Consider the following 12,852-nt stretch of genomic DNA (forward strand, 5'->3'; position numbering starts at 1 on the left):
CACAGGAATCGAATATGCTGACTGAAGAACAGTTGTTGGCAGCTCCCGATGAGGAGTACATGAACGAAGCGCAGCTGGCGTTCTTCCGAAATCTGTTACAAGAACAGGCAGATGAAGTCCGTGCCGCGCTGAAAGAAGCTCGGGAAACGCTGACCAAGTTCGAAAACGAACCCGACGAGCTGGACAAAGCCAGCATCGAGGAAGAGCGCCGTATGAATTTGCGCTTCCTGGATCGTCAAACCAAATTGCTGCCCAAAATCGATGATGCCATCAAGCGCATCGATTCTGGCGACTTCGGTTATTGCGAAGTGACCGGTGAACCCATTGGCGTGCGCCGTTTGCTGCTGCGTCCGACCGCAACGCTCTGCGCTGAAGAAAAACAGCGCCAGGAACGTCAGGAACGCAACTTCCGCGACGCCTGATCCGATCCCATAAAAAAAAGCGCCTCCAGGGCGCTTTTTTTATGCCTGTAATTCATACACTTCCGGCTCGGCACACATCTTGCGATAGAGCGATTCAGCAACACGATGCATCGCAATGGAGATCGGAATGAGCCTCAGCTTGCAAGGCCTGGAACGCTACCAGACACACCAGCAACTCAGTCATCTGGATACGCCCAATAAAGCGGCTGAAGCGGGCAAAGCAGCCGAGAATGCGTCCGGCGACGAACTGGCAGATGACGATGTATCGTTGAGCGAGGGCATCGTCATCATGGAGTGGATTGCCAGCAACAGCCCAAATCTGTCCGTTGCAAGCGGCAATGAAGCGGCCAATCTTAGCCGACTGTCGGAGCGCCTGCTGCGTTACGATCTCATTTCCGTACCCGAAGCGGGTCGCCTAATGAGTCTCGCCACACCAGCACAAGAGCAAACACAACAACCTGAGGTTCTGAACGAACAAATTCTGCACAAGGTCGAACACAGTGAAACCCGCTCCGAACGTCAACAATGGCAAAAACTGGGGCGGTTGGTCAGCACCCTCAGCGCTGCCCAACACATGCAGTAAGCCAGCGTTTAAAGCTCAACAAGCCCTCCATTCGGCCCGTCCAGCCAATCCGCCTGCACCGAGTATGGCGCTGTTTGCGCGGCGCTTTACAAAACAACACGAAGCGAAATTTAGCGACCAGTGAAATCCACTGCTAGATTTTAAAACGCTGTTTACTCGGACGTATTGGCGCCATGATAAAGAAAGAAAACATCCTCGAATCGGCACGCAATGTCTTATCCCAACAAGGCATCACCAAACTATCGCTGCGTAAAATTGCAGCGGAGACCGGCTGCGCGGCGCCTTCCATTTATTACTATTTCCGCAATAAGCAGGAAATTGTCGCCGGTCTGTGGGAAGCCATCGCGCCGGACCTGTTGCGACAACTGAGCAACCCAGCCAGTTATGATACTGCTTACAGTGATTTCTGGTTACAACGCCCGGATGATTTCAAACTCTTCATCACCCAGGCTGAGTACTACCCTTATGTGTCGCAGACACCGGCCTACCAGCAACTTCGCTCATTGCTCGGTGACCGCCTCGTCGAACTCAACGGGCGATTGATGGACCGCATTTACACCACCACCGGTCAAACCTTCGAACAACGCTAATTGCTGATTCGATGCCTGCTCGGCAAAGCGAACACCTAAGCCGAGCAGGCGCACCGGTTCTCCACGACGAGACCAGGCTTCAGTCATCAGCGTTGTAAACGAAGCCTCAGTAACCGGCAAGGCGCGTTCTACCGTGGTTTGCTGAAACGAGCGAAATCGCATCTTCACAAACACCCGTTCAATCGCTCCGGTCTGAGTCCGCTTGGCCAGTCGTCTTTGCAGTTCCTCGAATAAGGTTGGCAATTGCTGCAGGCAGGTCGTCTCATCGGACAAATCTGTCGGATAGGTGTGCTCAACACTGAGCGATTTGGCAAAGCGCTCGGTCCGCACGGGTCGCTCATCTTCACCGCGCGCCAACTGATAAAGCCGTGGGCCAAAACGACCAAAACCATCAATCAGCGTCATCAGTGAGGCTTGCTGCAAGTCGCCACAGGTTCGAAAACCCAACTGATGCATCCGTTCGGCCGTCTTTTGCCCCACGCCAAATAGCCGTTCCACAGGTAAGGCCTGCACAAACTCCGCCACTTTGTCCGGTGTGATCACGCACAGGCCATCCGGCTTGTGCCAATCAGACGCGATTTTCGCCAGATATTTATTGGGCGCGACTCCGGCTGAGACCGTGATTCCCAGCTCCTGCTTTATTTCATGGCGTAAATGCTCCGCCAAACGAGTCGCACTGCCGGCAAAGGCTGTACTGTCGGAAACATCCAGGTAGGCTTCATCAAGCGACAAAGGTTCAATCTGGTCGGTATAACGCGCAAAGATCGCGCGCATCTGACGGGAAACCGAACGATAAACGTCGAAACGGGAAGGTTGGATAATCAGACCGGGGCACATAGCGCGGGCGCGAGCAGTTGGCATCGCCGAACGAACCCCAAAAGCGCGAGCCTCATAATTGCAGGTCGACAACACCCCTCGGGGACCTTGGCCGCCAACGGCCACGGGAAAACCACGCAATTCCGGGAAGTCTCGCACCTCTAAAGCCGCGTAATAACAATCGCAATCGATATGGATAATTTTCCGCAACGCCAACACCGCCCCACTGCTGCTTTATCCGCCCGCACAATATACTGTATATATAAACAGCATTCCAGGTGAAGGAATAGACGAGAACCGACATAAAGCCTCGCCCGTATCAACTACGGACGAGAAAGGGGACGAAGATAATACTGGAGGGTCAAGTGGAGAGACCTGACGGTGACTGTAGTGGCCTTCCCGGCCTAATCCCTGGAACAGGTAGATATCACTTCCCTGTGACGGCGCCAGACTCCCTTCAGCGCGCAGATCTATTCTGCAATGGCCCACGGTGGTGGTACAGTCACAAAGGTAGCCAAAATAATGTCCCAAAACGCCATGTTTATAAACCAAGCACCACCGACCGAAGTCTTTCGGATGCCTGAAGGAGATCCACCTGACTACACTGCACTGGAAGACAATCTGTCGCTTCAAATTGGTCAAAATCTGCGCATGGTCCGCACTTCTCTGGGATTGGGGCAGCGCGACCTAAGCGAGCGCATACAAGTATCACTCAGCCAATATCGCAAATACGAAGCGGGCCAGGACTTGCCTCGATTGCATTCAGCCATGCTGTGGTCACTGGAAACCGGTCTACCAACCCATTGGCTGTTTTACGGTACGCCCTACCAACAGTGGTTGAAGCTACCCTTCAAACCGACCTGGATACCGGTGCTCTATTTTACAAATCGCGCCCCGGAGTGGGCCTTGGAAGCCTTGCATTCAGTGATAAAAGGTCTGCTGCGCGAATACGATTCCCCCGAAAATCCGTTGGCCAGCCTGGATCTCTTGCGTGACAGCCTCAGCCATCAATTGCTACGCGACCCCTACTATCGATCCATCGCAGAAAGGTTGCGTGAGTATCGCAGCGCTCAGGGGATGTCTCGAGAAACGGTGGCTCAATTAATGGGGATATCGACAGCGGCCTATCGGAAATACGAAACGCCGGAGTTGTGCCCGCAGTACAGCGTTAACATGATTATGCGGTTTTGGATGGCGATCGGCAGAAGCCCACTGGAGTTGTCGATAGAAACACCCATCTACCTGTACCGGCAAATTCAAAACGCGAACTTTGCGTCCTTATTTCCCTGGTTGGAGCGCCTGGATGACGCCAGCCTGGCCCGGGTCAACGAAATGTCTCGTGTACTGGGTGAGCTGTGTTGACCGCAAGGAACGGTCAACCCAAACCGACGTTATTCTTTTCCAGCACTTGCTCAGCGCGATAGCTGGAGCGCACAAAGGCACCGGAAACTACTTCCAGGAAGCCACGTTCCAAGCCCCATTGACGATATTTCTGGAATTCTTCCGGGGTGACATAACGCTCAACCGGCAAATGGTTCAGTGAAGGTTGCAGGTATTGACCGAAGGTTACGATATCCACACCAATGGCTTTCAAGTCATCCAAGGCTTCAATGATTTCATCGTCGGTTTCACCCAGCCCCAGCATCAGACTGGTTTTGGTCAAGACGGCCGGCTTATAACGTTTGGCGTGTTCCAATACCGCCAGAGTCTGCTCATAACTGGCGCGCGGGTCGCGTACTGGATGGGTCAGTCGACGGACCGTTTCAACGTTTTGAGCGAAGACTTCGATGCCGGAATCCACCACTACTTCTACATCGGACAGCTTGCCCTGAAAATCCGGTGTCAGCGCTTCCACTGCGGTCTCCGGGTTCACTTCCTTCACTCGCTTCACCGTAGCCGCATAATGCGCGGCACCGCCATCTTCAATGTCATCGCGGTTAACCGACGTCAGAACAATGTAGTTCAGGCCCATCAGCGCCACGGATTGAGCGGTGTTTTCCGGTTCTTCCGGATCCAGCCAACCATGGGAGTTACCCGTATCCACTGCGCAGAATTTACAGGCCCGGGTGCAGACATCGCCCATCAGCATGATGGTTGCCGTACCGGCGCTCCAGCACTCACCAATATTCGGGCACATGGCTTCTTCACAGACGGTGCTTAAGCGATGCTCCTTAACAATGCCCTTAACCGCCTCGTATTCCGGTCCGGTCGACAAACGGACGCGCAGCCACTCAGGCTTACGCTCGGTGTTGCGTCGCGCCTCTTTGTGGGTCTTGATGCCGTTCTTGATGGCCGTTACGCCGTTATGGTTCACAAACTTGCGACCACTTTCGACTTGAACAACGGGAATGCGGTTTTCGCTCATATTGGCGGGCTCATAACTGTGAAACTGCGAAGGCTAATAATAACAACGCTGCGGCGGCTAAGCGACCGGCTTCATCCTGCCTGGCGTTGAGATCGTTCGGCACTGTGCCAGTGAGGTAGCAAATCGAGGCGCTGACAGAACAATTCAACCCAGCGTCGCTGCACAGACGCGCGATCAACAGATACGTTGAAATCCGCCATTTGGGTCATTTGCATGCCTTGATAGCCGCATGGATTGATGCGGCCAAAGGGTTCCAGATCCATATCCAGGTTCAGTGCCAAACCGTGGTAACTGAAACCGCGTTTAATGCGCAGTCCCAGTGAACAGATCTTGCGTTCGCCGACATAGACGCCAGGCGCATCCGGTCGAGCTGCCGCGGTGATGCCATACTCCGCCAATACCTCGACCACTGAATCTTCCAAAGCGGACACCAAGCGGCGGACATCACTGCCTAAGCGTTTCAAATCCAGCATGACATAGGCAACCAGCTGGCCCGGGCCGTGGTAAGTCACTTGACCACCGCGATCAACCTGGACCACAGGAATATCGCCCGGCATCAGCAGGTGCTCAGCCTTGCCAGCCTGACCCTGAGTAAACACCCGGTCGTGTTCAACCAGCCAGATTTCATCCTGACTGCCCTGATCGCGTTGTTCCGTGAACGATTGCATGGCGTGCCAGCACGGTTCGTAGTCGGCCCGGCCCAGATCGCGAATCAGTACATCTGCCGTCATCAGATCACCATCTTGACGCGATCATCGGCTTTCAGAATGTCGAACAACTCGCTTAAGTGCCCTTCTTGTTCGACTCGCATAAAGACTGTCAGACTCTCGAAACGACCATTGCGACTGGGTTTGGACGTAAAGGAGTCGGGCGTCAGGCTGGCGTCGTAGCGCACCAGTACCTGATGCACGAAATCGCGCAACGCGACCTCGGCATCACCGACCACTTTGATCATGTAGTCGTCACAGGGGAATTCAATTTTAGGAGCTTCGGGCTGCGACACTATTCACCATCACCGCTGAAGAGGTTAAAGAAGAACAATAGAATATAGTCCCAAATTCGTGCAAAGAAACCCGCTGACTCAACCGGCTCAAGCGCCAGCAACGGACGGCGTGCCACTTCTTCGCCGTTTTGTCGAACCACCAGTTCACCCAGTACCTGACCGCTCTGAATGGGGGCTTTGATAACCGGGTTGATGTTCAGCACCGTGGTCAGATCGCTTTCTGCACCACGCGCGATGGTTAACCGCATATCGCTTTCCAGGCCCAGATTCACCTGATCAGCCTCACCGGCCCAGACACGCGCTTCATAAAGTGAGGTATTGGCCTGGTGCAATTGAGCCGTCTGATAATAACGGAAACCATACGCCAACAGCTTTTGGGTTTCCTGGCTGCGTGCTTCGTCAGAATTGGTGCCCATGACCACACTGATCAGACGCATTCCTTCTTGCGCTGCCGAGGCGGCCAAGCAGTAACCCGCCTCTTCGGTATGCCCGGTCTTCAGTCCATCCACACTGGGATTGCGGCCCAACAGTGAATTCCGGTTGGACTGAGTAATGCCGTTGTAGGTGAAATTACGTTCGGCGTAGAGCGGGTAGTACTCAGCGTTGTTATAAATAATGGCGCGCGACAGAATGGCAATGTCCCGTGCTGAAGAATAATGCTCTGACGACGGCAAGCCGGTCGCGTTCTCGTAGTGCGTCTGCGACATGCCCAAGCGCTGAGCATAGGAATTCATCATCTGTGCAAAGTTGGTTTCGCTGCCAGCAATGTGCTCTGCCATGGCCACTGACGCATCGTTCCCCGACTGGATGATGATGCCGCGCAGCAGGTCTTCCATGGAGACATAGCGACCTTCCTGGATAAACATCCGTGAACCACCCGTCTGCCAAGCGTTAACGCTGACCAACGTTTCATCGTCCAGGTTCATGCGGCCTTCAATAATTTCTCGTTCCGCAATGTAGCTGGTCATCAATTTGGTCAGGCTCGCTGGCGGCAGGCGTTGTTCGGAGTTCTCATCAACAATCACCTGACCAGTCGCCGCGTCCATCAGAATATAGGAAGACGCCGCCAATTGCGGCGGTGCCGGAATAATGGGTTCCGCCTGAAGTGGGCTGGCGATGCTGGTGAGAAAAGCGAGGCAAACAGATGCAACGATGACGACACGGGGTTTGAAACGGCGTTTCAACACGAACACTGTCCTTATATCCAAGATGGCTGGTTTTATTGGGGTAAAGAGGCCCACCCAAAGAGGGCGACACCGGCCGCAGGCCGGCATTGTACCAAGGCGACCAGTAAAATCACCTCGGCGGTTGTAAGCTAAGTGAAAGTGTAAGCAAAGTGAAAGGGACCGGTCAGTCGGCCACAACCATTAAGTCAGTTAGCCACCACCAACAAAGGCCGCCCCAACTCAGGACTGGTCAGTTGCTGTTGCAGCTCCAACGCACGATCGTACTGAACCGGCCCAATGCGAACGCGGAACAAATCACTGTGGTCAATCCTGACGCTGTCGCTGACCTGACCCGACAATCGATTGCGTAATGCCTCAGCAGATGGGCGCTCACTGAATGCCCCTAATTGCACGAAATACGACGGTTGTTCCATGGCCGCCTCGTGTAACGCCTCAACACGAACGCGTGCGGTGCCTTTATGGACGTAATCGAGTTTCACCGCCCCGGCATAGGATAGGTCGATAACACGACCAGGGTGAAACGGTCCGCGATCATTGACCCGCGCAATGATGCTCTTATTGTTTTCAAGGTTGGTCACACGAACCCAGGTTGGCAGTGGCAATGAACGATGCGCCGCACTGATCTGGTACATATCAAAGACTTCGCCATTGGATGTGGTATGGCCGTGAAACTTAGCGCCATACCAGGACGCCAACCCTTCTTCGACATACTGGTCGGCGCTGGCCAGCACATGGTATTGCTGACCATTGACGACATAAGGACTGGCATTGCCACGCGGACTTAAGGGTTCGATCCGAGGGGTCGGAATAACAATGTCGTCTGCGCTCAATGCCTGCGTCTGATCCGGCCCTCTGTCCTGACTGATGGAATAACGGCCCGCATTACTCTGTTGTGGCACACCAGAACTGTACTGTGTTGAACAGCCAGTCAGTACCAATAGGCAAACCACGATCAGCAGGCGCGTCGACGCCATTATTGAGCCTCCTCTGCTACAGCCAAGCGCAGCTCTTCGGATAACTGGTACACCGCCATGGTGTACACGATGGATCGATTGTAACGCGAAATATTCCAAAAATTGCGATAACCCAACCAGAATTCTGCGCCGTCATCGCCGTCCAGGCGAATCGGATGGACATGCGCATCATCACTCAATGCTTCCAACGGTTCCCAACCCTGACGGCGGACATCGACCAGATGCTGGTCACGATCAAAGCTGTTCATTTTAACGCTTTGATAGTTACCACTGACCCGCGCTCGAGTGGCAATCAACTGACCTCGGCGCCAACCGTGTTCGCCCAGGTAATTAGCAACGGAGCCAATGGCGTCGACCGGATCGTTCCAGATGTCGATATCGCCGTCTTCATCCAGATCGACGGCATAGGCCAGATAACTGGAAGGCATAAATTGCGGATAACCCATGGCGCCCGCGTATGAACCATTGACGGACCTGGGGGCAAACCCCTGATCTCGACTGATGCCCATAAAGTTAATCAATTCACGCTGAAAATAGTTGGCGCGTCGCCCTTCAGTGACCGCCAGAGTGCCCAGCGCATCAAAGGTTCGGTGTTGACCCAAAAATCCACCATAACGCGTCTCTACCCCAATAATGGCCGCAATCACTGACGGTGGCACACCGGTTTGAGCTTCTGCTTTTGCCAGCCAGGTGGCCTGTTCAACCATAAACTGCCGACCGTTTTCGATCATGGCATCGGTGATGAACATGGGGCGATATTGATGGTAGGCCTGAGTGCGTTCGGCCGGGTTGGCCAACGACTCGACATTGCGTTCCAGGTATTCGCCTTCGGAAAAAAGGCTCTCCATTTCCGCACGATCGAACTGGTGTTCAGACACCAGTCGGTCTATCACTTCACGGCTTAAAGGGTGGTCAATCAGGCTATTGGCTTGTGCTACAGATACGCCGATCGAACCGATCAGCATTAAGCGGCAGGTCGTTCTGAACATTGGTCGTCCTTCTGGTCGGGCCCCGCCGTCGGCGGAGCGTTCAGCCTAACGTGGATGGGTACTGATCGACATCAGTACGCCGAACCCGGCCAGGAGCGTTACGATGGAAGTACCGCCGTAACTCACCAGCGGCAAGGGTACACCGACCACCGGTAGGATGCCGCAGACCATGCCGATATTTACAAATACGTAAATAAAGAAGGTCAGCGTCAGGCTACCTGCCAATAACCGACAGAAGTTATCGCGGCCACGGACCGCGACCAACATACCGCGCAATAAAACCCAGGCGTAGGCTGCGAGCAACAACAATAGACCCAGAAAACCCAGTTCTTCACCGAGTACAGCGACAATAAAATCAGTATGACTTTCCGGCAAAAAGTCCAGCTGCGATTGGGTACCGAGCATGTAACCCTTGCCCTGCAAGCCACCTGAGCCAATGGCAGTAATGGACTGAATGGTGTTCCAGCCCGCCCCCAACGGATCCGACTCCGGATTAAACAAGGTCAATACCCGTTGGCGTTGATATTCCCGCATGCCGTAAATCCACAGCACCGGCAGCATAGCCACTGCCAGAGAAAACAGCGCCAGTATCAACTTCCAGCTTAGCCCCGCCAGAAAAATCACAAAGATGCCGGAGGCGGCAATCAACAAAGCGGTTCCCAGGTCGGGTTGTTCGACGATCAGCCCGACCGGTATAGCCAGCAAAATGACAGAGACAAACAAATGTCGGTACTTAGGGGGCACGCCATAACGCGACAGATACCACGCCAGCATAATCGGTAGCGCCAGCTTCATGATTTCCGCTGGCTGAAATCGAAACAGTCCCGGGATCGTTAACCAACGCTGCGCGCCCATGGCATGCGTCCCCAGCATCGGTACCGCGGCCAGCAGACCCACCCCAATGAGGAATAAGCCCAAGCTCCAACGCTGGAAAAAATTCGGGTCAAATTGAGCAACCACCAAGAGCACACCAAAGCCAACGGCCAGGCGCACCATCTGTCGAAGCACCACATCCCAGTTACCACCGGTGGCGCTGTACAGCACACATAAACCACCGCCACAGATCAACAGCAAACCCACTAATAAATAGGGGTCGATATGCAGTCGCAACCAAAGGCTGCGTGGCCGATCCATCCGATGATCCGGCGTGAGGCGAACAGAATCCATCAAACTCATGTGTTCGGCTCCAATCCCAGATAAAAATCAAACAGCTGACGGACAATCGGCGCTGCGACCCCACTGCCACCGCCACCGTTTTCAACCAAAACCGCCACGGCGATTTTGGGGTTTTCCATCGGCGCAAAGGCATTAAACCAAGCGTGATCCTGGAAACGATCGGGCACATCCTCAACCGCATTCCCGTCTTCGTCCCGCTCAATGGCAATTACCTGAGCGGTGCCGGACTTACCGGCCCAGTCATAACTCGCTCCCAGACCCGAACCGCGTGCCGTGCCTCGGTTACTTTGCACCACTTCGTGCATGGCATTGTGCATGCGATCCCAGTTGCTCTCATCGTTGAGCACGACGTCTTCCGGCGGTTCTGGAATGTCATCCAGCAACTGACTGTCATTGCTGTAGCGCAGCAGCCGAGGCGTGACCCAATGGCCCTTGTTGGCCATGACGGCGGTGGCGACGGCCAACTGCATCGGTGTGGTCAGCATGTAACCCTGACCGATACTGAGGTTAATGGTGTCACCGGCATACCAGGCAAAACCATGACGGTCTTTTTTCCAATCCCGGGTCGGATTAATGCCGGGCTCAGGGTTGTAGACATCAGCGGTGGTGACCCGGCCAAAACCAAACTGATCCAAGGTATCGTGAATGGTTTCGAGCTTCATTTTGTAGGCCAGCTCGTAAAAATAGACGTCACAGGACTGAGCGATGGCGGTGGTCATATCCACCTCACCGTGACCACCGCGAATCCAGTCGCGGTAAATACGATCGTCGGTTGGCAATTGGAACCAGCCTCGATCTTCAATGCTGTAATCCCACGTCACAAAATTCTGATCGACACCCGCCAACCCGATAAAAGGTTTAATGGTAGACGCCGCCGGATACTGCCCCCGAATGGCCCTATTCAGGAAGGGTTTGTCTTCCGACGCGCGCAAGGTGTTGTATAAGTCCAGCGGGAAGCCAGACACATAGAGATTGGGGTTAAACCCTGGCTGGCTGACCATGGCCAGAATGCCACCGGTTTCCGGTTCGATCGCAACGATGGCTCCGCGTCGGTCACCCAGCAATTCCACTGCTTTCTGCTGTAAACGACGATCCAGATACAAGTGCAGGTTGGAACCCGGCTCCGGCGACTGGCGCTCCATCACACTTAAAATACGACCACGTGCATTGGTCTCTACCCGCTGAAAACCCGGCGACCCCAGCAAGGAAGATTCGTATTCCCGCTCCACCCCTTGCTTACCAATATAGCGGGTACCGGCATAGCGCCCCAGATCCACCGAGCGCAGTTCTTCTTCGTTAATCCGACCGACATAACCCAGTACATGGGCAAAGGCGTCACCATAGGGGTAATGCCGAATCAATTCCGCCTGAACCTGAACCCCTTCAAGGAAAACCCGATTGGCCGCCAGAATGGCAATCTCACGCTCATTCAAATTCAGTTTTAACGGAATGGGTTCAAACGGACGGCGATAGGATGACAAACGCTGATAAAAACGCTCTTTCTGATCGTCAGTGATGTCCACTAACTCACTGACTTCTTGCATCAGCGCATCGATATTCTGTGTGCGTTCAACCACCACACTGAGCGTATAACTGGGCTGATTGCGTGCCAGCAAATCGCCATTGCGGTCGTAAATCAGACCCCGGGTTGGCGCAATGGGCAGCACCTCAAGACGATTATTTTCCGAGCGTGCTTCGTGCTGCTCGTTCTCAATAATCTGCAGATAAAACAGACGGGTGATCAGAATCAGCATCATCAGACAGACGCCAATGGCTGCCGCCGACATCCTGGTTAAAAACAACCGACGTTCCTGTTCCCGGTTGTCGAGTGATGTATTCAACATGGGCGGCTATTACTCATGACTACCAATCATTCGCTGAAGTTAAGCTTACTTATGGTACGGGTGGTTACGGGTGATGGTCCAGGCTCGATACAACTGCTCGCTCAACAACACCCTCACTAAAGGGTGCGGTAACGTCAGTGCCGACAAGGACCAACGTTGATCAGAGCGCGCCAGCGCACGGGGATCAAGCCCATCCGGACCACCGATTAACAGACAGATATCGCGGCCTTCCTGCCACCAGTTTTCCAATTGCCGAGCCAGGTCGGGCGTTGACCAGGATTTACCATCCACTGCCAGCGCCACAACCCAGTCATCGGCACGGATGGCCGCCAGCATGGCGTCACCTTCTTGTGCCATGGCTTGCTCAACCGGCCGGTTCTTACCACGCTGACCGAGCGCGAGCTCGACCCATTCCAACGGCATTTCCGGGGGCAGGCGCTTACTGTATTCAGCAACGCCGTCTTTCACCCAGGCCGGCATTTTCTGCCCAACGGCCAACACGCGTAATTTCATTCAGGCGATTCAGAACTTTGCGGACCAGCACCGGACCACAGCCGCTCCAGATCATAATAAGCGCGTGTTTCTGGCAGCATAACGTGCAACACCAGGTCGGTGAAATCGAGCAGTACCCAGTCTGAACCGGCACCACTGCCTTCCTGGGCTCGAGCAATGAAGCCTTTCTTTTTCAAATCTTCAGCCACGGAATTGACCACCGCCGAAAGATGACGACGTGAGGTACCAGAGGCGACGATCAGAGTGTCCATCAGGCTGGTTTTTTCGGCGACATCAATCACCTGAACGTCCTGTGCTTTGATGTCTTCGAGCGCTTCGACCACAGCTTCAATCAGGCCTTCTGGTTGAGCGTTGGCGGTTTTGGTTTCGGTCATGCGGTTTTCCAGTTTG

The 12,852-nt window shown here is 54.2% G+C and carries 15 protein-coding genes; 4 read left to right on the forward strand and 11 right to left on the reverse strand.

Translation table 11 applies throughout. The features are described from left to right. Positions 1-14: 14 nt before the first annotated feature. From dksA to BGP77_RS00415, 3 genes are all read left to right on the forward strand, one after another. Entirely contained in the window at positions 15-422 is a 408-nt protein-coding gene (gene dksA / locus BGP77_RS00405) for an RNA polymerase-binding protein DksA (protein ID WP_199224151.1), read from the forward strand. Positions 423-549: 127 nt separating this feature from the next. Beyond that, positions 550-1,005, forward strand: a complete 456-nt coding sequence (locus tag BGP77_RS00410) for a hypothetical protein (protein WP_108162758.1) — start codon at positions 550-552, stop codon at positions 1,003-1,005. A gap of 173 nt (positions 1,006-1,178) precedes the next feature. Next, positions 1,179-1,595, forward strand: a complete 417-nt coding sequence (locus BGP77_RS00415) for a TetR/AcrR family transcriptional regulator (protein WP_108162759.1) — start codon at positions 1,179-1,181, stop codon at positions 1,593-1,595. On the opposite strand, the gene dinB is transcribed toward BGP77_RS00415, so the two are convergent. Continuing rightward, positions 1,506-2,621, reverse strand: coding sequence for a DNA polymerase IV (gene dinB, locus BGP77_RS00420; RefSeq protein ID WP_199224152.1), 1,116 nt, complete (start codon positions 2,619-2,621; stop codon positions 1,506-1,508). The genes BGP77_RS00415 and dinB overlap by 90 nt on opposite strands. A 366-nt stretch (positions 2,622-2,987) precedes the next feature. Here dinB and BGP77_RS00425 point away from each other — a divergent pair, with 366 nt between their 5' ends. Further along, positions 2,988-3,773 carry a helix-turn-helix domain-containing protein gene (locus BGP77_RS00425; protein ID WP_158269226.1) on the forward strand — a complete coding sequence of 262 codons (786 nt, stop codon included), beginning with the start codon at positions 2,988-2,990 and terminating at the stop codon, positions 3,771-3,773. A gap of 13 nt (positions 3,774-3,786) precedes the next feature. Here BGP77_RS00425 and lipA read toward each other — a convergent pair whose 3' ends face one another. From lipA to rsfS, 10 genes are all read right to left on the reverse strand, one after another. Continuing rightward, entirely contained in the window at positions 3,787-4,776 is a 990-nt protein-coding gene (gene lipA / locus BGP77_RS00430; protein WP_108162761.1) for a lipoyl synthase, read from the reverse strand. A gap of 71 nt (positions 4,777-4,847) precedes the next feature. Further along, positions 4,848-5,507 (reverse strand): lipoyl(octanoyl) transferase LipB, encoded by a 660-nt coding sequence (gene lipB, locus BGP77_RS00435; protein WP_108162762.1) that lies wholly within the window; start codon positions 5,505-5,507, stop codon positions 4,848-4,850. Further along, entirely contained in the window at positions 5,507-5,779 is a 273-nt protein-coding gene (locus tag BGP77_RS00440) for a YbeD family protein (RefSeq protein WP_146171153.1), read from the reverse strand. Before BGP77_RS00440 ends, lipB begins: the two co-directional genes overlap by 1 nt. Beyond that, positions 5,779-6,966 (reverse strand): D-alanyl-D-alanine carboxypeptidase family protein, encoded by a 1,188-nt coding sequence (locus tag BGP77_RS00445; RefSeq protein WP_233252260.1) that lies wholly within the window; start codon positions 6,964-6,966, stop codon positions 5,779-5,781. Before BGP77_RS00445 ends, BGP77_RS00440 begins: the two co-directional genes overlap by 1 nt. 185 nt (positions 6,967-7,151) lie before the next feature. Next, positions 7,152-7,940, reverse strand: coding sequence for a septal ring lytic transglycosylase RlpA family protein (locus BGP77_RS00450; RefSeq protein ID WP_108162765.1), 789 nt, complete (start codon positions 7,938-7,940; stop codon positions 7,152-7,154). Continuing rightward, on the reverse strand, positions 7,940-8,929 hold the full coding sequence (mltB, locus tag BGP77_RS00455) for a lytic murein transglycosylase B (protein WP_108162766.1): 990 nt from the start codon (positions 8,927-8,929) through the stop codon (positions 7,940-7,942). The genes BGP77_RS00450 and mltB overlap by 1 nt, the downstream gene beginning before the upstream one ends. A 45-nt stretch (positions 8,930-8,974) precedes the next feature. Then, positions 8,975-10,105, reverse strand: a complete 1,131-nt coding sequence (rodA, locus tag BGP77_RS00460; RefSeq protein WP_108162767.1) for a rod shape-determining protein RodA — start codon at positions 10,103-10,105, stop codon at positions 8,975-8,977. Next, on the reverse strand, positions 10,102-11,949 hold the full coding sequence (gene mrdA / locus BGP77_RS00465; RefSeq protein ID WP_108162768.1) for a penicillin-binding protein 2: 1,848 nt from the start codon (positions 11,947-11,949) through the stop codon (positions 10,102-10,104). The genes rodA and mrdA overlap by 4 nt, the downstream gene beginning before the upstream one ends. A gap of 45 nt (positions 11,950-11,994) precedes the next feature. Further along, positions 11,995-12,462, reverse strand: a complete 468-nt coding sequence (gene rlmH, locus BGP77_RS00470; protein ID WP_108162769.1) for a 23S rRNA (pseudouridine(1915)-N(3))-methyltransferase RlmH — start codon at positions 12,460-12,462, stop codon at positions 11,995-11,997. Beyond that, a complete protein-coding gene (rsfS, locus tag BGP77_RS00475) occupies positions 12,459-12,836 on the reverse strand; it encodes a ribosome silencing factor (RefSeq protein ID WP_108162770.1) in 378 nt (125 codons plus the stop codon). The genes rlmH and rsfS overlap by 4 nt, the downstream gene beginning before the upstream one ends. Positions 12,837-12,852: the final 16 nt, after the last annotated feature.

The organism is Saccharospirillum sp. MSK14-1 (assembly GCF_003054965.1).
In the GTDB taxonomy this organism is placed as follows: Bacteria; Pseudomonadota; Gammaproteobacteria; order Pseudomonadales; family Natronospirillaceae; genus Saccharospirillum.